The organism is Undibacterium sp. Ji22W (assembly GCF_049340305.1).
Taxonomy (GTDB): domain Bacteria; phylum Pseudomonadota; class Gammaproteobacteria; order Burkholderiales; family Burkholderiaceae_D; genus Undibacterium.
The window spans coordinates 113,299-132,924 of record NZ_JBMPOU010000001.1 but is presented as its reverse complement, the minus strand read 5'-3'; the positions used below and the strand labels follow the sequence as shown (position 1 = coordinate 132,924).

19 protein-coding genes are annotated in these 19,626 nt (G+C 45.9%); 13 read left to right on the top strand and 6 right to left on the bottom strand.

Features of this window, described 5'->3' with window-relative positions; genetic code table 11:
- Window positions 1-75: 75 nt before the first annotated feature.
- Window positions 76-1,812, bottom strand: coding sequence for a proline--tRNA ligase (locus ACO0KW_RS00535; protein ID WP_423049604.1), 1,737 nt, complete (start codon window positions 1,810-1,812; stop codon window positions 76-78).
- 507 nt (window positions 1,813-2,319) lie between these two features.
- On the opposite strand from ACO0KW_RS00535, the gene ACO0KW_RS00530 reads away from it, so the two are divergent.
- The gene (locus tag ACO0KW_RS00530; RefSeq protein ID WP_423049602.1) at window positions 2,320-3,015 is read left to right on the top strand and encodes an RNA pyrophosphohydrolase; all 696 of its coding nucleotides are present in this window, start codon (window positions 2,320-2,322) and stop codon (window positions 3,013-3,015) included.
- 2 nt (window positions 3,016-3,017) lie between these two features.
- Complete coding sequence (locus ACO0KW_RS00525; protein ID WP_423049600.1) at window positions 3,018-3,569, top strand: CNP1-like family protein; 552 nt, start codon at window positions 3,018-3,020, stop codon at window positions 3,567-3,569.
- Window positions 3,570-3,721: 152 nt separating this feature from the next.
- On the opposite strand, the gene ACO0KW_RS00520 is transcribed toward ACO0KW_RS00525, so the two are convergent.
- Window positions 3,722-6,547, bottom strand: a complete 2,826-nt coding sequence (locus ACO0KW_RS00520) for a TonB-dependent receptor plug domain-containing protein (protein ID WP_423049598.1) — start codon at window positions 6,545-6,547, stop codon at window positions 3,722-3,724.
- Between the two features lie 469 nt (window positions 6,548-7,016).
- On the opposite strand from ACO0KW_RS00520, the gene ACO0KW_RS00515 reads away from it, so the two are divergent.
- Together ACO0KW_RS00515 and ACO0KW_RS00510 are read left to right on the top strand one after the other, a co-directional pair.
- Entirely contained in the window at window positions 7,017-7,433 is a 417-nt protein-coding gene (locus tag ACO0KW_RS00515; RefSeq protein ID WP_423049596.1) for an SRPBCC family protein, read from the top strand.
- Between the two features lie 115 nt (window positions 7,434-7,548).
- On the top strand, window positions 7,549-8,070 hold the full coding sequence (locus ACO0KW_RS00510) for an NADPH-dependent FMN reductase (RefSeq protein WP_423049594.1): 522 nt from the start codon (window positions 7,549-7,551) through the stop codon (window positions 8,068-8,070).
- Window positions 8,071-8,074: 4 nt separating this feature from the next.
- On the opposite strand, the gene ACO0KW_RS00505 is transcribed toward ACO0KW_RS00510, so the two are convergent.
- Window positions 8,075-8,674 (bottom strand): YceI family protein, encoded by a 600-nt coding sequence (locus ACO0KW_RS00505; RefSeq protein ID WP_423049592.1) that lies wholly within the window; start codon window positions 8,672-8,674, stop codon window positions 8,075-8,077.
- 250 nt (window positions 8,675-8,924) lie between these two features.
- On the opposite strand from ACO0KW_RS00505, the gene ACO0KW_RS00500 reads away from it, so the two are divergent.
- From ACO0KW_RS00500 to ACO0KW_RS00460, 9 genes are all read left to right on the top strand, one after another.
- Complete coding sequence (locus tag ACO0KW_RS00500) at window positions 8,925-9,317, top strand: hypothetical protein (RefSeq protein ID WP_423049590.1); 393 nt, start codon at window positions 8,925-8,927, stop codon at window positions 9,315-9,317.
- Between the two features lie 76 nt (window positions 9,318-9,393).
- The gene (locus ACO0KW_RS00495; protein ID WP_423049588.1) at window positions 9,394-9,765 is read left to right on the top strand and encodes a DUF5329 family protein; all 372 of its coding nucleotides are present in this window, start codon (window positions 9,394-9,396) and stop codon (window positions 9,763-9,765) included.
- 149 nt (window positions 9,766-9,914) lie between these two features.
- Complete coding sequence (locus tag ACO0KW_RS00490; protein ID WP_423049586.1) at window positions 9,915-10,727, top strand: alpha/beta hydrolase; 813 nt, start codon at window positions 9,915-9,917, stop codon at window positions 10,725-10,727.
- 354 nt (window positions 10,728-11,081) lie between these two features.
- The gene (locus ACO0KW_RS00485) at window positions 11,082-11,489 is read left to right on the top strand and encodes a hypothetical protein (protein WP_423049584.1); all 408 of its coding nucleotides are present in this window, start codon (window positions 11,082-11,084) and stop codon (window positions 11,487-11,489) included.
- A gap of 158 nt (window positions 11,490-11,647) precedes the next feature.
- Window positions 11,648-12,385 carry a DUF4386 domain-containing protein gene (locus tag ACO0KW_RS00480; protein ID WP_423049582.1) on the top strand — a complete coding sequence of 246 codons (738 nt, stop codon included), beginning with the start codon at window positions 11,648-11,650 and terminating at the stop codon, window positions 12,383-12,385.
- Window positions 12,386-12,400: 15 nt separating this feature from the next.
- Window positions 12,401-13,417, top strand: coding sequence for an alpha/beta hydrolase family esterase (locus tag ACO0KW_RS00475; protein ID WP_423049580.1), 1,017 nt, complete (start codon window positions 12,401-12,403; stop codon window positions 13,415-13,417).
- Between the two features lie 153 nt (window positions 13,418-13,570).
- Window positions 13,571-14,584, top strand: a complete 1,014-nt coding sequence (locus ACO0KW_RS00470; RefSeq protein ID WP_423049578.1) for a sensor histidine kinase — start codon at window positions 13,571-13,573, stop codon at window positions 14,582-14,584.
- A gap of 16 nt (window positions 14,585-14,600) precedes the next feature.
- Window positions 14,601-15,383: a LytR/AlgR family response regulator transcription factor gene (locus ACO0KW_RS00465; RefSeq protein ID WP_423049576.1), complete on the top strand. Its 783-nt coding sequence runs from the start codon at window positions 14,601-14,603 to the stop codon at window positions 15,381-15,383.
- A 451-nt stretch (window positions 15,384-15,834) separates the two neighbouring features.
- The gene (locus tag ACO0KW_RS00460) at window positions 15,835-16,158 is read left to right on the top strand and encodes a low molecular weight protein tyrosine phosphatase family protein (RefSeq protein WP_423049574.1); all 324 of its coding nucleotides are present in this window, start codon (window positions 15,835-15,837) and stop codon (window positions 16,156-16,158) included.
- Between the two features lie 1,172 nt (window positions 16,159-17,330).
- Here ACO0KW_RS00460 and ACO0KW_RS00455 read toward each other — a convergent pair.
- From ACO0KW_RS00455 to panD, 3 genes are all read right to left on the bottom strand, one after another.
- Entirely contained in the window at window positions 17,331-18,776 is a 1,446-nt protein-coding gene (locus tag ACO0KW_RS00455) for an NAD(P)(+) transhydrogenase (Re/Si-specific) subunit beta (protein WP_423049572.1), read from the bottom strand.
- A complete protein-coding gene (locus tag ACO0KW_RS00450; RefSeq protein ID WP_423049570.1) occupies window positions 18,776-19,111 on the bottom strand; it encodes an NAD(P) transhydrogenase subunit alpha in 336 nt (111 codons plus the stop codon). Before ACO0KW_RS00450 ends, ACO0KW_RS00455 begins: the two co-directional genes overlap by 1 nt.
- A 68-nt stretch (window positions 19,112-19,179) precedes the next feature.
- Window positions 19,180-19,542 (bottom strand): aspartate 1-decarboxylase, encoded by a 363-nt coding sequence (gene panD / locus ACO0KW_RS00445; RefSeq protein ID WP_423049568.1) that lies wholly within the window; start codon window positions 19,540-19,542, stop codon window positions 19,180-19,182.
- Between the last annotated feature and the right edge of the window lie 84 nt (window positions 19,543-19,626).

Sequence of the window (19,626 nt, the reverse complement as noted above, 5' to 3'; positions counted from 1 at the left end):
AAAGACAAACGCGAGTTTGCTTTTTCAAGAAACAAACTCGCGTCAAACCATGCATGATCAAAGTCACTTTTAAGATTATTTCGCCTGCAATTTCGCAGTCAGGAAATCAAACATTTCGGCAACTGGGACATTGCTCGCCTCTGCATCACGGCGGCCTTTGTATTCCAGATTGCCTTCTTTCAAGCCACGATCACCGATCACAACGCGATGTGGCACGCCAATCAATTCCCAATCAGCAAACATCGAACCCGGACGCAAATCGCGGTCATCGAGCAAAACATCGACACCAGCAGACAATAATTCGGCGTACAGTTTTTCTGCCTGCTCTTTCACTGCTGGACTCTTCTCCATACCCATAGGGCAAATCACGACTTCAAACGGTGCAATCGCCGTCGGCCAAATGATGCCTTTATCATCGAAATTTTGTTCAATGGCGGCACCTAAAATACGCGTGACACCGATGCCATAACAGCCCATTTGCAATAACTGCGGCTTACCGTTCTCATCAAGAAAAGTCGCTTTCATGGATTCGGAATAGCTCGTACCGAGTTGGAACACGTGACCCACTTCGATGCCACGTTGAATTGCGAGCATGCCTTTACCATCCGGTGATGGATCGCCAGCGACCACGTTGCGCAAATCAGCAACCAGTGGTTCCGCTACATCACGCCCCCAATTTGCACCAGTGAAGTGAAAATCTTCTTCATTCGCGCCGCATACAAAATCAGCCATCATCGCCACGGTGCGATCTGCCACGACTTTAACTGGCAACTTCGTATTCACTGGACCGAGGTAACCTGGCTTAGTGCCAAAGTGTTCGACGATTTCATCTTCTGTTGCGAAGCGGTAATTTGCTAAACCTGGCACCTTGCTGGCTTTAATTTCGTTCAATTCATGATCGCCGCGTATCAACAATAACCAGACTTGTTTGGTGACTTTATCTTTTTCTTCGGTTTCAACTGTCAGCACGATAGACTTGACCGTGTTTTGCAAAGGAATATTCAAGAGCTCGGCCACCTCTTCGCACTTGGCTTTGCCGGGCGTTGCCGTCTTCGTCAATGCTTGTGTTGCTGCTTTGCGTGCATCAAATAAAGACAAAGCTTCCGCTGCTTCCATGTTGGCGGCGTAATCAGAAGTTGGACAATATACCAAAGCATCTTCACCGGTTTCGGCGATCACATGGAATTCATGTGATCCAGTACCACCGATGGCGCCGTTGTCCGCTGCCACCGCGCGGAACTGCAAACCAAAGCGGTTGAAAATGCGCACATAGGCGTCATACATGTTTTGGTAAGACTTTTTCAAACCATCGAGATCACGGTCAAAAGAGTAAGCATCTTTCATCGTGAATTCACGGCCACGCATCAAACCAAACCGTGGGCGACGCTCGTCGCGGAATTTCGTTTGAATATGATAAAAATTCAGCGGCAACTGGCGATAGGATTTGATTTCTTGACGCGCAACGTCAGTAATCGCTTCCTCGGAAGTCGGTTGAATAATGAAATCACGACCATGACGGTCTTTCACGCGCATCAATTCTGCACCGTATTTTTGCCAGCGACCCGTTTCTTGCCATAACTCAGCAGGTTGCACCACGGGCATTAACATTTCGATCGCGCCAGAACGGTCCATCTCCTCACGTACAATTTTTTCAACTTTACGAATAACGCGCAAACCCATAGGCATGTAATTATAAATACCAGAGCCAAGGCGTTTGATCATCCCGGCGCGCATCATTAATTTGTGGCTGACGATTTCAGCGTCAGCAGGAGCTTCTTTTAAAGTGGAAATGAAAAAACGTGTAGCGCGCATGACTTATTTCTTTTCAATAATGGAGGTTTGGAATGACATCAAAATGTTGCCAGCACTGTGCAGCAAAATTCCGGCTTAACTCAGACAATGGGCGCCATGATTTCTGAAACAACAATACTTGAACTTTTTTGTTGAAGTCCTAGGTTATAATCAACGCAATTTTAAAGGATATGCTGGCTCATGCGCTCACTCTTTGCATTTTTGATGATGGTTTCGACTGCTTAATTGCATTTTTTTGGCCTAAACTCGGATTTTGATCGGCATTTTCCGCAAATTTCCAAGTTTTCAGCGTCAAAAACTTCGCCCGTCAAAATAAAGAGTGTGCCCTGACCACGTTTGGGAATACTTAACAATTCGTTTAGGGACACATAAAATCTCGCCGATGTAGATCAGTGCGGGCTTTTTTTGCGGGCAAGAATTTAGCATTTAGTAAAGTGCCAAAGATCATAGACCCACTCCCCCTAAGCGAATGTTAGATAATTCCCAAGAAATAATTGGGGTTATACCATGTTGGATCGTGAAGGCTTCAGGCCTAACGTAGGCATTATCATGCTGAACGCCAATAATGAAGTCTGGTGGGGCAAGCGGGTGCGCGAGCATTCCTGGCAATTTCCACAAGGCGGCATTAAATACGGCGAATCGCCGGAGCAAGCGATGTTCCGCGAACTTGAAGAAGAGACTGGCTTGCTTCCAGAGCATGTCAAAATCTTGGGTCGCACCCGCGATTGGCTGCGCTATGAAGTGCCTGATCATTTTATTAAACGCGAAATTCGTGGTCATTACCGTGGACAAAAACAAATCTGGTTTTTGTTGCGTATGGTTGGACGCGATTGTGATGTGAATTTGCGCGCAAGTACGCATCCCGAATTTGACGCCTGGCGTTGGCATGATTATTGGGTGCCGCTCGACACAGTGATTGAATTTAAACGTGGTGTATATCAGATGGCTTTGCAAGAGTTGTCACGGTTTATTCATCGTCCAGATAGTGCGCGTAAACCTCACCATCAAAAACGTAAGCCGCAAGATAGCAAATCCGACCTGGGCAATGAAGCAAACAGCAAGGTTGAGGCTGGAATAATCGTCAACTTAAACACGACTATTACGACAGCGGTTGAAATTAGTGTCAGTATTCAGACTGAAGATGCCGATACTAATAATGCAGATACTAATGTTTCCACCGCAGTACAAAAAAAGGAAAGTTGATCATGTCTGTGTGCACCCCGACCACCCGCTTACATCGCGGACTATGCCGATCTCTCCGCCAGTGCCTGCTTTATGTCTGCTGGATGTTAGCGGCAACGCCAGCATTCGCACAAAGCGCTGACGAGAAAGTGGTGAAGGTCTGGGTCGATAGCCCTGTCGTGTTACCGGCAGCGCCATCGAAAGAAAATTTACTGCGCTTTTACAGTAATGAGAATCAAATTTTCTTCATCGACAGTAAGTCCATCAGCATTGCAGTGGATGGTAGTTTGCGTTACACCTTAGTTTCGACTAGCCAATCTGGCGCCAGAAATGTCAGCTATGAAGGCATGCGTTGCGATACGAACGAAAAACGTCTATTTGCTTTTGGTCGTGCCGATGGCACTTGGTCAAGTTCACGCCGCAATGTCTGGGACGAATTTACCAATAAAGCGGTCAACAAACAGCACAGTACGCTTGCTTGGGATTTTGTTTGTGAGGGCGGAAGTATTTCTGGTAGTGCGGAGAAAATCATTCAGCGTATTCGTCAAAACCAATCGTTGCGTCAATATCACTAAATTATTCGATCTTATTCAATAAAGAAAGCCCGCCAGAAGTCAATTCTGGCGGGCTCTTTCACTTCTCGTTTTTCACATCTCGTTTTTCACATGTCGTTTTTCACATGTCGTTCGATAATGAATTGAAACCAATCGCGTTCACGCTGATCGTCTTAAAACTTATATTCACCCCACAACTTCAAAGAAGCACCACGCAATGGCAATGGACCACCGGCACGGTTCTCCACCTGCGATTGACGATTCATTAAATTGAACAAGTTGAAGCCGACGCGCAAATCTTTAAAGCCTGAATACGAACCATACACATCCACAGTAAAATCCGCACCTAGCTTACAGCCAGCGGCACTGACTTTACGTTCGGCACATGCCTCTATCGTGTTGGAAGTATCTGCTGCGCCCCACGCCAACTTACGTTCGCTTTGGAAATAGCCGCGTGCACCGGCACTCCAGACGTTCTTTGACCAGTTTGCACTCACATTACTCACGACACGTGGATAGTAACGATAGCCAACATAATTTTCGCTAAATTTTTGTGTATCTGGATCAAACCAGCGCGTATCGATTTGTATCGTGGATTCCAAATTAGTACTCAGACGACCATACTCACCCAAATTCCAATTACTACGGATGCTCAGATCAGCACCCGCGACTTTGGTCTTGGTGACATTGGAATATTGATCACGCACGCCCTGCACTGGGCCGACTTTAAAGCCCAAAGGAACACCGGCAAGTTGACTAGCACGTTGTGCAAATTCAATATCTTGTGGAGACAAAGCGCCACGTACAACTAAGCCTGTCGTCGTATCTTCATGCGCCAATATGTAATCGGAACCACGCACCGCAATTTCATTGAAGCGTGACACATTCCAGTAATCCAAAGTGATTGCCGTGTCTTTAGTCGCTTGGGCTACGAAACCCAGACTGAAGATGCGTGAACGTTCTGGTTCAAGTTTTGCATTCGGGGTGACCGTGGATGGAAAGCCGGTTTGGCAACCAGAATAAAATGCGGTCAAGGCATTGGAACGATCGGTGGCATCGCCCAACATCAAGGCATCATAGATTTTATTTGCCATATCACAGCGTTTAGGATCATCGCCGCCAGTGAACCAGGAAGCACCACCATTCCCGGTTTCTGGCAAACTAGGCGCACGATAGCCGCGGGACACAGTGCCACGCAATTTGAAGTGGTCCGAAAGCAAATAGCTGGCATTTGCTTTCGGAATAATTTCCAAATCCGTCGGACCTGACTTATCGGCGCGCAATGCAAAATCCAATTCCAATTTCTTGGTCAAAGGTGCATTGAGTTCGGCAAACGCAGCACTGACATTGCGTGAACCGTCGATAGAAACACCACTGAATTGGACGATGCGTGCTTGCAGAATATTATCCATACTCTTGTGCAAGAAAGTCTCGTGACGAACGTCCGCTCCCAATACCAGGGTCATCGGCCCACCAGTAAGATTCATGATGTCACGGCTGGCTTTAAAATCTAACCAAGACTCAGTCGACTTACCGTCGGAACCCATGACTGGAAACATTTTGTCGAGCAAGGCACGAGAGTTTTGTTGACCGAATTTGTATTCGCCACTGGTGATCGCTTTGGTGTATTCATAACGATCACGATACAACTGCTGACGCTGATGCGCGCGCCCCCCCATAAAGCCGACCGCAGTATCCCATTCCCACCCAGCCGTCTTACCGATCAATCCCGCCACCGCACGATACTGTTGTGAGCCACCGATATTTTTAAACATATCAGGATAGTCGGCGAAGCGATAGTTCAATCCGATCGGAAATGAATAAGGATTGTTCGGGTGTCCGACTGGCAGCGATGGATCGACAAAATATTGCAACTCCCCTTTCAGTGAGTCATACCAAGACAAGCTAGAACCAGTGACATTACTACGTGGAATGGAGGTATTGTAAGTCGATTTGGTATCGGCTAATTGCAGCTCTGCCCATGCAGATAAATCATCAGAGATTTTTAAATTACCCATGGAATAGAAAGCAGCGCGTTCCGCGCCTGGCATTGCATCACTGTCTTTCCAATAGTTGTAGCGACACAGACCATCGATCAAATTTGTCGCCGCACAACCTGACATCGCTTTGCTAATACGCGTGCCTGCCAACTTAGGGTCAGCATAATTATTCGGATAACGTCCAGTGTAATTTCCCGGATAAGCGCCAGTGGATAAAGAGCCGACGCTGCTTGTGTCACGTGCAGGATTAAGTTTTAAATACCAATCGGGTAAACGACGATTCACAAAGTCATCGCTATAAGAACCGCGCTTATATAAATCTAGGCTAGCAAACAGGTTGTATCCATCTTTATCGACATTTCCCAAGCCTGCCGAAACATTCGCAAAGCTTTGATTGTTCAACTGGCGGTTATTCAGGGATTGCTGCTTACTTCCACTAAGCTGTACACCCGTAAAATCTTTACGCGTAATGATATTTATGACACCCGCGATCGCCGAAGAACCGTAAATTGCCGAAGCGCCATCACGTAAAATTTCTACGCGTTCGACCGCCGACGCCGGAATCGCATCCACATTCACAAAGGTATTTTGCAAACCATCGGCAAAACCAAAACTAGGCAAACGACGACCATTGATCAAAACTAAGGTTGCACTCACTCCCAGGTTACGCATAGACACGCCAGAGGCCCCGCTCGCCCAAGAATTGGCACCACTCAGATCGGAAATGGCAGTTTTGTCATTTGACGTCGACAACTCCAGAATATCTTTTACGGTCATCGCACCACTTTGCATAATTTCTGCTTTACTGATGATTTGCAATGGAGCCGCCGTCTCAGCATCAATGCGCTTGATGTTGGAACCGGTGACAACTACGCGCTGCGATTGTGATTTTTCTTCGGTACCAGCTTTCACCGCATCTTGTGCCCATACAACGGATTGTGCACCAAACGAAAGCGCCAACGCCACCACGATGGTCTTTACTTTAACTTGTTGTTTCACGATAACTCCTTGTTTTTATGTGATTTTCAGCTTCAAAAAAGCTGCCTCAATGCATGAAATGAGTCGCGCTGAATGGCATTTTCCAACTTCAAAATTGCCAAAAAGTAATATCAGTGGACCATCTTCATGTGCGCACATTTAAATATATTTATAAAATATTTAAAAGATATTTAAATTAGGTTTGGGCTAAAAACAACAAAAGAGTCATAAAATAATTCTATCTGTAACTAACTTACTGGTAATAGATATTCATGATCAATAAGTTAAACTTTGAATTAGTGTAAATTATTACAACTTTTTTGAGTTAAATAACAAATAGCTAATTTGATCATGCGCCATTTTGCTGATAAATTACTAAGCTTGAGTTGAGAACAGATGTGCGCACTAGGTCACTCTTTAAGTCACACCCTTATCGCACACTCCTTCCCAGCTAAGCCTTCTCACACCTATACAAGTTTGGAAAATAAAAATGAAAATCACCATCAATACAAGTATCAAAGCCGACTTGAAACTTTGCTGGAATGCGTGGACAACGCCCGCCGACATCATGCAGTGGAATGCTGCTAATGATGACTGGCATACAACGCGTAGTAGCAATGACCTGCGCATAGGTGGTACTTTCACCAGCCGAATGGAGGCCAAAGATGGCAGCATGGGTTTTGATTTTGAGGGAACGTATACCAACATCATCGAACATGAATTGATCGAATGCGTCTTGGGGGATCTGCGCACCGTGAGCGTGAGCTTCAAAGAAGTCGATGGTTCGGTACAAATTACGGAAACTTTTGATGCGGAAAATGAACACAGTGCAGAAATGCAGCGTGCTGGTTGGCAGGCGATTTTGGATAATTTTGCACGCTATGTTGAAAACATCTCTAAGATTTAAAGCGTATTCACGTTTTACCTCATTTATTGATTGCATTTGTCCGCGTGATCTGGACACATCTTTCGTTGGCTTTCCGCAGTCCTTACGATTTCTATAAAGTCTCGATGATAGTCTTATGAAAATACTTGCACTCTGCGGGAGCTTACGTAAACAATCCAGATCACTAGCCCTACTTCAAGCGACGGCACAATTGGCAGAGGATCAGATTGATTTTTCTATTTTTGATGGATTAGGCGATTTACCGCTTTTTAATCCTGATATTGGAGCATCGGCAGAAGTGCCGAATTCCGTCCATAGATTATGGGAAGCCGTCAGTTGGTCTGACGCCATGATTGTTGCCAGTCCAGAATATGCTCACGGTGTGACTGGTACGATCAAAAATGCACTCGATTGGCTGGTCGCGTATATCCCCTTTACCAATAAACCTGTCGCCGTCTTTAATCCCTCTCATCGTGCTTGGATAGCTGACGAGGCACTAAAGGAAATTTTAAACACGATGAACGCTCAGCTGATTGCGGAAGCATGTTTACGTATTCCCGTGACTAACTGTCAGCTCAGTGCTGATGAACTTGCTTCGTCCGATTTCCATTCAGAACAAATCCTGACTGCGTTGCGGGCAATTTTTCATCACACATAAATGCTCATTCCTTGATTGCCTCCACCGCAAAATACAAAGTTACTTCATCACTCACAAAAGGCGTATATCGCCCAACATCAAAATCACTCCGCAAAATTTTTGCATTGCCGTTAGCACCGCAAGCGCTTTTCAAATACAAAGGCATGAAACGGCACCGAAAATGCGTCAATGTAAACTTGACTTTTTTTGTGATGTTCTTAATGGTCAAATCACCTTCTAAGGCGACGACATTATTGTTCTCATCGAACAGCAAGCTACTGGAGAGGAAATTGATTGTGGGATAAATTTGCACATCAAAAAAACTGCTGGAGCGCAGTGCTGTATCAAATAGACTATTACCCGTACTCACGGAAGTCGCATCAATATTCAACTGCACGCTACCTGCCCGTTTGTCGCTATCAATGTCGATGAAGCCCGCATTTTTTTCGAACCGCCCTTGTTGCAAAGACAAACCCCAATGGGAATATTCAAAAATTGAATACGTGTGCTTAGAGTCAATGACATAGCGGTCGGCGGCATTCGTTGTGATAGAGATCGCCAACAACACCAGGCCCACAGCACAATATCGCAGGCGATTCGGTACAGACCAGATCTGTCGTGACATGCTTTACCTCCCATATTCGCGCTAACGCAGCGTAACAACTATTCTAAATTGAATTATGAACAGCGCGTTGAGAATGACCGATATGAACCGAATTCCCTATAAAAAATGGTAAAGTAACATCATTGGATAGAATTAAGTAGATACAGCTCAGAATCGAAGCTCCGTCTCCAAGCGCCGTCTCTAAGCTCAGTTTCAAAACACAGCGCTATTAATCGATGTTCGCCAACTCAGACTATATAAGGAATACGCGATGACCACTTTACCGTCTACATGCATGGTGCTTTTCGTTCGTGACGTACCGCGTATGACGTCCTTTTATTGCACCGTCGCTGCTATGGAACTCTTGCACCAAGAGTCGTCTTATGCGATCTTAAGAATTCAAGGTTTTGAACTAGTCATTCATGCTTTGTATGGCGAAGCTTCACTTCCATATTCCAATACAGAGACGGTGGCTGTACGGGAAGACTCTTATACTAAACTCTGTCTACCAGTGACCAGCATTGCGATCGCACGTGCGCACGCAAACGAACTTGGTGGTGCGATCAAATCCTTCTCGCACGAATGGGCCGCACGAGGATTTCGCGCCTGTGATGGTCATGACCCAGAAGGAAATGTTTTTCAAGTGCGCATGTTGGAAACTTAACGTCTGAATTCACATGCGTATTCCACACAACTTCATTGACCATTCTCTCTACCAACAAATTTGCATGAAACTCCACATGAATTTTAAAGCTATTTTTATCTCTCTAATGTTGGTTGCGATCACAAACAACAGCTCAGCAAGCCAAGCACCACCATCGACGCGTGCAGAAATTGACGCGTTATTTAAGAAGCTACAAGTTTCTGGTTGCCAGTTTAATCGCAATGGCACTTGGTATTCGGGGGCAGAAGCGCAGTCGCATTTGACCAAGAAATTAGAATACTTCGAGAATAAGAATATGATCAAAAGCACAGAGGACTTTATTACCCATGCAGCCTCAACCAGCAGTTCTAGTGGCAAAGCTTATCAAGTGAAATGTGGCAATAATCCGGCGTCAGAAAGTCGGCTTTGGCTACTCGATCAATTGAATTCTTTACGCACCGCAAAATAAGCATCTCGAAACAATCCTCGATGACCACTACATATCAATCGAACTACTCAATAGCGATGAAAAAGAGCAGCTTAAGAAACACAATTCGACGTCAATTATTTTTGTGCTTGATGGTTAGTCTATCCGTGTCCTTGAGCGGATGCTTTTCAATGAAAATCGTCGACAGCGATATGCTGCATCCAGATAAAAGCAGCGGTTATCAGCAGAAACAGAAATTTGATGCTAGCGTTTTGAAACAGGTGCTGCCTGAGTCTAATTTTTATGAAGACAGCATCGCAGTAGACGAAACACTGCGAGTAAATGGCTTTCGTATCGAACAAAAACATGCGGATGTTGTAGTCCTCTACCTTGGTGGTGCGGATTCACATATCGACAGTACCGCAAAATATCTGACGCAATCGATCGGTAGTTGCCCTATCACTTTGCAGATGTTTGACTATCGCGGCTATGGTCGCACTGCTGGCGAACCGACGATGGATAGGCTGAAACAAGATGCCTTAAAAATCTATGATGCGCTAAAATTAAAATCAAGCAAAAAGCTCGTCATACACGGTTACTCTATGGGTAGTTTTATTGCCGCCCATATCGCGCAACAACGTCAGGTCGATGGCATTATTTTAGAAGCGACTGCATCTACTTATATGGCACTACTTGAAGCCAAAATTCCCGTGCTTGCCCGACCTTTTTTCCGCTTCGAAGCAGCAGACAGCTTAAAAAGTATCGAAGTCGATCGGGATATGCACAGCTATCAGGGAAAAAGTCTGGTCATCGCAGGAGAAAAAGATGTGCAGACTCCTCCTCAGTTAGGCAAACTGGTATTTGACGCCATACCGGGAAATGATAAACAATTTATCCTTGTGCACGAGCTGGGGCATTCTGGCTTGCTGAGAAGTGCAGAAGCAAGAGACGCCTACTGCAAATTGATTATGGAGATCAATTCAAGCAAGATAGCAAGAAAGTAAATTGCTCCCACTAGTTTGCCAGTCACACCAGAAATCCCGCTTTCCGCATACGCCAGTTGAACCTATGATTTAGGAAAGGCGCCAACGCCGTAACTACCAAGCATGTCCAATTCTTCATACTAACTAACCTTGCTTCGGCAGAGGGACACGTTTTTTCACGAATAATGAATCAGGCGGGATAGCGCTGAAGGCTTGTATGGATTCAATTAGCCTGTATTCCATCTTTATCTACCGTGTCTCAGTACCATAAGTCCGCAAGTCATCGCAATCCCAGTAAATCGATTCATTTGTTTGCCTATTCTGACGTTGAATTTAGCAATTACCAACGGAAAGTTCCCTTTAGGAAGACATAAAATGAATGAAATCTCCCTGTTTCGCATCTATGTGTTGCGCGCCTTGTATCTATTGATCACTATAGGCCTAGGGATCAATATCTGGCCTACCATTATTCGCCACGCCACACCATGGGAATTTATGCATGGTGTGGAACTTTGTATGATGGCGTCTTTTTCTTTACTGTGCGCCCTTGGTATACGTTACCCCATACAGATGCTCCCTGTATTGATGTGGGAACTGGTCTGGAAGACAATGTGGTTAGCGATCGTCGCCTTTCCGTTATGGCAGTCAGGTCACCTAGAAGAAAAAATGTTGCCGGACGTTTTTGCCATTTCGCTCGTTGTTCTCGTGTATCTCGCCTTACCTTGGTCTTACGTCTATCGTCATTATGTAAAAAAACAAGGTGAGCGGTGGCGCAATGATTGAATCTTTCTCAAGAGAGCGCAAAGACCTTCTATGTATTGATCGCGTGGTTAATGGACGAGTAAGAATAAATATGAACCAGCATGAACGAGTAGTTGGGCGGAGCATTTGACACACGCTAGTGTTATCCACACAAAATATTGAACAAGAAAGAATGAGAAATGAAAATTAGTACTCGGGAGACTTCCCCACAACTATATGCGCGCATCGCTGGCGCCCTCTATTTAGCTGTAATTGCTCTCGGCATCTTTGCTGAAGCCTATGCGCTTAGTCATTTTCGCGCATCCGGTGATGTCACCATTCTAGCCCAGACTATCTTGGCAGAACCAATCCTGTGGAACCTGAGTGCATTCGCCAACTTGATGCTTGTCTTATGCGTGATTCCCTTATCATGGCTGCTTTATTTATTACTCAAGCCAGTCAACCAGAATCTCATCGTGCTGGCCATATTCTTCAATTTACTATCACTCGCTATCGAAATTATCAGCAAACTAATGCAGCTCTTGGTAAAACCCCTGTTGACCAGCACCAGCATGGCGAAGTCCTTTGAGCCTGCGCAATTACACGCTTTAGCCAATTTTGCGCTGAAGTCGCATGACATTGCTTTCAATATTGCGCTCATCTTATTTGGCGCGACCTGCATAATTTATGGGTATCTGATTTTTGCATCCCGCTATCTGCCAAAGCTGATCGGCATACTCATGCAAATTGCCGGGGTCAGTTATTTGGTAGCCTGCTTTTCTGCGCTATTTTTTCCTGCGTTCTCGAATATGATTAGCCCAGCCATTCTGTTTCCAGCTCTCGTTGGAGAAGCATCATTTTGCCTTTGGCTACTGGTGAAGGGTGTCAATCTCACTAAGTGGGATGAGTGGAATGATCAGCTAAACGCAAAATCCTGACTAATAGGCGACATCATGAAAAAAATGCTCCGTTTCCTACTTTTCTGCTTTTACAGCTTACTCGGCTTAGTCACTTTGTGTGCTGCACTGTTTGCCTACTTCATCTATTCGGCTGATCCTGAATTACCACAACTGTCTGGAACAGTGACGAAGACTTCCATAGAAGTAGACGGTCTAAATCGAATATATCGAACCTACCTCCCTAAAGGACTCGCCAAAGACGCTCCATTGGTCTTCGTGATGCACGGTTCGGGCCAAAATGGCGCGCAGATCCGTATCGAGACAGGGTATGGATTTGAACGCCTTGCTGATCAATTTGGCTTTGCGGTGGTCTATCCCAATTCAAGCTCTTCTGATTGGAATGATTGCAGTAAGGTGGGTGACTTCAGCGTCAATGGTCATGAGGTGGATGATGTAAAATTCCTCAACATTTTGGTCAACAAGTTGATTACCGATATTGGTGTGAACCAAGCACGCGTGTTTGCGACAGGTGTCTCATCTGGCGGTATGATGGCGATGCGACTAGCGATCGAGGCACCAGAAAAATTCCGCGCGGTAGCTGCTGTGTCTGCCAACGTGCCAACAGCGAATAATTTTAAATGTACACCCACAGGTCAAGGCACTTCAGTCTTGATCATGAACGGCACTAAAGATCCTCTGATACCGTTCGCCGGTGGCGAATCGAGTCTCTTCGGCTTGTTTTATAAAAGCGGTACGGTCCGATCTTCAAGCGATTCAGCACTGTACTTTGCTGAGCAAGGCAAGATCACAGGCCGACCAACAATCAACTCTTCACCAGTAGTCGGTGAACTTAATGTCGGACATGCAGTCTGGCGCGATAACAGTAAATTGGAAGTGGAGCTAGTCACCATTCACGGTGGCGGACACGGCCTGCCACAACCATTTTGGCGTCGTCCACGTTTGCTGGGACCATCACCTATGACACCAAATGGCGCGGCTATGATCTGGGATTTTTTCGAGCGCCAAAAATCGCAAGTTCCCGTGCGGCCCAAAGCTGTCCCCTTACCTTAGCCTCCATAAGCGATATAAACTCCATGTACCAACGGTCGCTGTGAACATATCCGAATTGGCAATTTTCTTGAAATATCGAATGGGCAAAATATGAACAATGTGGCCTCATCCCTCTTAGCGCCAGTCCCGCCAAAACTATATAGTTGGCGACGGATGAGCGTTGTTTTGTTTGTTAGCCTGTTTCTCAGCATACTCATGAAATTTACGTGGCCGACGTGGTGGATCACAATTTGGGCTCGTCTGCTCTTAATCGGTGTCATTCAACTGACCGCATTTGGCCTATTTGAGCGCTGGCCTTCGCGCCTACCACGCTGGGTTGCACGTTGGCTACTGCAAGTTGTGGCGGTCGCAATTGTAGTGCCATTCGCCGCGGCACTCGCCTACAGCTTGACCACGCTCGGCGACCCCGTCCCTTGGTACGAAAACAAAGAAAAATTATCTGGATGCGGTTCAATGATTGGTGCGGGTCTCTTGTTCTCACCTTGGATCGCCATGTCCGCGCTATATCGACAAATCAGTGGCCAAGCCCAAAGACAGGCATTGTCGTTTGAGCTTGAGCGCAGCGAATTCGCCCGCGATGCGCTAGATTCGCGTCTACGCTTATTGCAAGCGCAAGTTGAGCCACATTTCTTGTTCAATACCTTAGCGAATGTGCGGGAATTAGTCGATTCCGGATCATCACAAGCGTCTCAGGTGCTCAATAGCCTGATCGCCTATCTGCGTGCCGCAGTCCCTACTCTCAACGATGCTGCCAGCACACTAGGCCAGGAACTCAATTTGGTACGCGCCTATCTCGAATTGATGCACATGCGTATGCCAGACCGCTTGCAATTCACGATTGAAGTTGACGACGCAGCCTTGCACATCAAGTGCCCGCCCATGAGCGTACTTACCTTAGTGGAAAACGCCGTGCGCCATGGCATCGACCCTAGCGAAGAAGGCGGGCAAATTGATGTCACTGTGCGACTACATCATGGTCGTTGTATTGCCCGCGTTTCAGACACGGGCGTTGGACTGGGACAGGGCAGCGAAGGCCTAGGAACAGGTTTGGCCAACCTGCGCGAGCGTTTGCAGTTGATATTTTCGGGCGATGCACAACTGAGCTTAACATCCCTTAAACCACACGGTTTTGGCGCTGAACTTAATTTCCCTGCTAAATTTAACTGAGCATTAGGAGCACAACATGACAACAGCTCGACCTACCGCACTAATCGCCGACGACGAACCTTTGCTACGTAGTTCCTTGGCCCGTATGCTAGCCGAAATCTGGCCCGAGTTGGAGATCGTGGCACAAGTACGCAATGGGCGCGAGGCGGTTGAACAATACAAGGCGCTACATCCAACGGTGTGTTTTCTCGACGTGCATATGCCAGGGATTTCGGGTGTCGAAGCTGCGCGCCAAATCGGTCGCGGTGCGCATTTGGTATTTGTCACTGCATATAGCGACTATGCAGTGGAAGCCTTTGCGCAAGGCGCACTTGATTACTTAGTGAAACCGGTTGACCAAGCACGGTTAGCAGACACGGTCGAACGTGTACGGGCTCGACTCGGCGCAGCGCAACCAGCACCAGATATTGAGGTGTTGCTCGACAAACTCGAGGCACGTTTGCACAAGAAGGTTGAGCCAAAACCATTGCGTTGGATTAAGGCAATGGTCGGTCAATCACTACGTATGATTCCTGTTGATCAGATCGATTTCTTGCGGTCGGATGAAAAATATACGCTGATCGCCTGGCGAGATGATGGTAAGAACAGTGAAGCATTAATACGATCTTCACTCAAGGAACTTCTAGATCAACTCGACAGTACGCACTTTGTCCAAGTACATCGTTCAGTCGTTGTGAATATCAATATGGTCAGCCATGTCACGCGCGGCGAAAACGAAACGGCCACAGTGCACATGAAAGGAAGTACGGAAAAATTACCAGTAAGTCGCAGCTATTTGCATTACTTCAAGCAAACCTAAAGTCACTGGATTCGTCACTGGATTCGTCACTTCATTCTTCACTTTATTTCATGCTTATTTTGTGTTTGAAAGCGATAAGCCTGTTCACGATTTTTTGTCCATTTGAATCGATGAATGGGCATCGCTTCATCGATAAAATCTCCAATAAAATGTCCCTATCCTGTTTCAACATATTGAGGCAAAAGTTTAATTTTCGTCGCATCGCTTCATTGCATCATCGCATCATGCAAAGCGATTTACTAAAAAAATATCCCATGAACTTCTTTCTCAATCGTCAAACTATTATTGGGCGAACGACGGCTTGGGCTTGGTGTTTATCATGAGTGGAAATCAAGCAGTCGACTACCTTTCTTGCATACATCAAAACCGACTGTGAATTTATCACTCACTTGCTAGCATCAACGCTACAATTGACATCGCTCGATACAAAATAGAAACCCAAGCTATCCACATGAAACGCGCCCTCTTCATTTGCACCCAAAACCGACTCCGCAGCCCAACTGCAGAACAAATTTTTGCTGCATGGCCGGACGTCGAAACTGACTCCGCGGGCTTAGGCAACGATGCCACGACACCACTTTCCTCAGAACAAATCGCTTGGGCGACCATCATCTTCGTCATGGAGAAAGCGCATCGCAATAAGTTATCTAAAAAATTCAGGTCATATCTCAGTAATAAGCGGATTATTTGTTTGGATATTCCTGATGAATATGAGTTTATGGATCCGGTGTTGATTACTATTTTGAAGGCTAAGGTTGGAAAGTTTTTGATGTGAGTTGTTGCGTGTTTTTGATTGGACTTATTCGCCTTTTCAATACCATCTGAAGCAAGAAATTTGTTCTTTAGATTGTTGGGAAGATCTGGTAGTTAGTCTTAGCGGTGACGATAGACTTGTTGCATTTTCTCGTCTTTTCGCTTGCTTGACGTTCTGTTGGTCGGGTGTGGCCCGACAGCCAAGCACCTTTTTTGCTTCGCCAAAAAAGGTCCTCCAAAAAAGGCGACCGTAGACTCGCCCTGCGGGTGCTTACGCTACGCTCCAGCATAATTTGTGCATCACAAAAAATGGGAAAGTGTTGAAACTGTTCTTAGGAATGTTCGCTTGTAAGCGAACACCGTTTCGCAGGCGAGGCGCATGCGCCTCGAATTCCCTGCTACACCTCAGACAACAACACTTTCTTATCCATTTTCTGTGACGCACAAATTACATCGTCTCAAACGGGGGTAGGTCAAAGGCAAATTCAAAAGCAACGACCTACAACAGCTATTAGAAAATTGAATGTCCGTCGATACTGGTTGTTTTGTCGTTGCTGTTGCTGTTGCTTTTGACTTTAACGCCGTTCCACTTCTGACACAGCCAATTGTGCGGGACAGAAAATGGATAAAGAAAGTGTTGTTGTCTGAGCGAAGCGAGTTTCAACACTTTCCCATTTTTTGTCTTGCACAATTGGGAAGCCGAAGGCCAGTGGCAGCGTGGTCGCCTTTCTTTGCTTACTTTCTTTGGCGAAGCAAAGAAAGTGAGTGGTTGTCGGGCCACTCCCGACCTACGGACAATAAATCAACTAAAGTAGAAATAGTGGACAACACAAGTCCAATAATTTTTTACAAATTTCCCCCAACTCATCAAGTTATCACCTGCGACTGATAAACCTAAAAACACGCTCACCTAAAGCTAAAGCAATAAGAAAATAAATGCACCATAAAATCGGAAACGTCGATAGCGCATCACTGATCGTATTCAGTCTACTTTTAAAGAAAACGCATTGAGCAATAGAACCGAAAGTCCCAACGAAACAGAATACAAATAACCACGTCAATACCCTAGGGTTTTTCATAATCACTTTCGAGTAAAACTATTGATAGATTTACGAAATACCTATTTGTAAAAAGCCCGCAAATCCAAAGATCTACGGGCTTTTTTCACAAACAATCAAACCATAGAAAAACCGTCTATTCTACGGCTTTAACCATATCCTCAATCACCTTCTTAGCATCCCCAAATACCATCATGGTCTTATCCATGTAGAACAATTCATTGTCCAAACCAGCATAACCAGATGCCATAGAACGCTTATTCACGATAATCGTTTTCGCCTTATAAGCCTCAAGAATCGGCATACCAGCGATAGGCGATTTTGGATCTTTTGCGGCCGGATTCACAACGTCATTCGCACCGAGAACCAAGACCACATCCGCTTGACCGAATTCGCTATTGATATCTTCCATCTCAAACACTTGGTCATACGGCACCTCAGCTTCCGCCAACAAGACGTTCATATGACCAGGCATACGACCAGCCACTGGATGAATCGCATACTTGACCGTAATGCCTTTGTGCGTGAGTTTTTCGGTCAACTCTTTCAAAGCATGTTGAGCACGAGCTACCGCTAAGCCATAGCCTGGAACGATGATGACGGTTTCTGCATTCCCTAACAAGAAAGCCACATCATCTGGTGAACCAGATTTGACTGTGCGTTGCGCGCCACCCGCTGCTGCGGCTTCTGCAGGAGCGCCACCAAAGCCGCCGAGAATCACGTTGAAGAAAGAACGGTTCATTGCCTTACACATGATGTAAGAAAGAATCGCGCCAGAAGAACCGACCAAGGAACCAGCGATAATCAACATGGAGTTATTGAGTGAGAAGCCAATACCCGCAGCTGCCCAACCTGAATAACTGTTCAACATCGACACGACAACTGGCATATCCGCACCGCCGATAGGGATGATAATCAGTACGCCTAACACAAACGCGATTGCTGTCATCAAGATGAACGGAGTCCATGCTGGAGCAACGCCACCATCAAAGCAGAATACCAAGCCCAAACCGACCATCGCGATTGCCAAGGCCAGATTCAACATGTGTTGACCAGCAAAACTCACTGGTGCACCTTGAAACAAACGGAACTTGTATTTACCAGACAATTTACCGAAAGCGATCACTGAACCTGAGAACGTAATCGCACCGACGAAAGTACCAATAAATAACTCGATACGGTTACCAAATGGAATCGCTGCATCACGTGTCGTGATATTAAAAATCCAAGGCTCAGCAACCACCGCGACAGCGATACAAACCGCTGCCAAACCGATCAGGGAGTGCATCGCTGCCACCAGCTCTGGCATCTTAGTCATCTCTACGCGCTTCGCCAAAGTGGCACCGATACCGCCACCAACTACGATACCGAGTATCACTAAACCATATCCAAGGCTTGCACCACCCGCTTCGTTTTTCAACTTAACGATTAGCGCAACGGTAGTCAAAGCAGCAATTGCCATGCCGATCATGCCGAAGGTATTCCCCTTGCGTGCAGTCGATGGATGCGACAAACCTTTGAGCGCTTGAATAAAACAGACCGATGCAATCAGGTAGAGCATCGTCACGAGATTCATACTCATTATTTGGCCTCCTGAGTTGCAGATTTAGATTCAACTTTAGCTTTAGGCTCTTTTTTCTTAAACATCTCTAGCATCCTCTGCGTGACTAAAAAGCCACCAAAGACATTGACTGCTGCCAGTGCAACCGCCAGTGTGCCCATGACTTGCGCCAGGGCACCTTCGGTTAAACCCGCTGCCAACATTGCACCAACAATGATGATGGCAGAGATCGCATTGGTCACTGCCATCAAAGGCGTATGCAATGCGGGTGTTACGGTCCAGACCACGTGATAACCGACATAAATTGCCAGTACAAAAATGATCAGATTAGTGAGTGTATGACTTACTACATCCATGACGTTCTCTCTTTATATAGGTAAAAAAGGGACTTCAATCGTTCTTAAATAAATCCATCGGAAGCAAATCAATATTCTTTTAAGCTAGTGATTTTATTTTTCGCATCAACGAACACGACGTTTGGTTTGAAGTTAGCTGCGACTTCATCCTCCATCGGTGCATAGGTACAAATAATCATCAAATCGCCTAGCTGTACGCGTCGCGCTGCAGCACCATTCAGAGAGATCTCGCCACTACCGCGCTTGCCTTTAATCGCGTAAGTTGCAAAGCGCTCGCCATTATTGATGTTGTAGAGTTCAATCCGTTCATGTTCCTTAATGTCGGCGGCGTCGAGCAAATCCTCGTCGATACCGCATGAACCTTCATAGTTCAAATCACATTGGGTTACAGAGACGCGATGAATCTTGGCGCGTAACATATTTCTTTGCATAATATTTCCATCTAACTGATCTACAAACCGCTCAACATAGGTGGTCGAACTATTACCGACCAATATTGCGTGGTTTTAATTAAA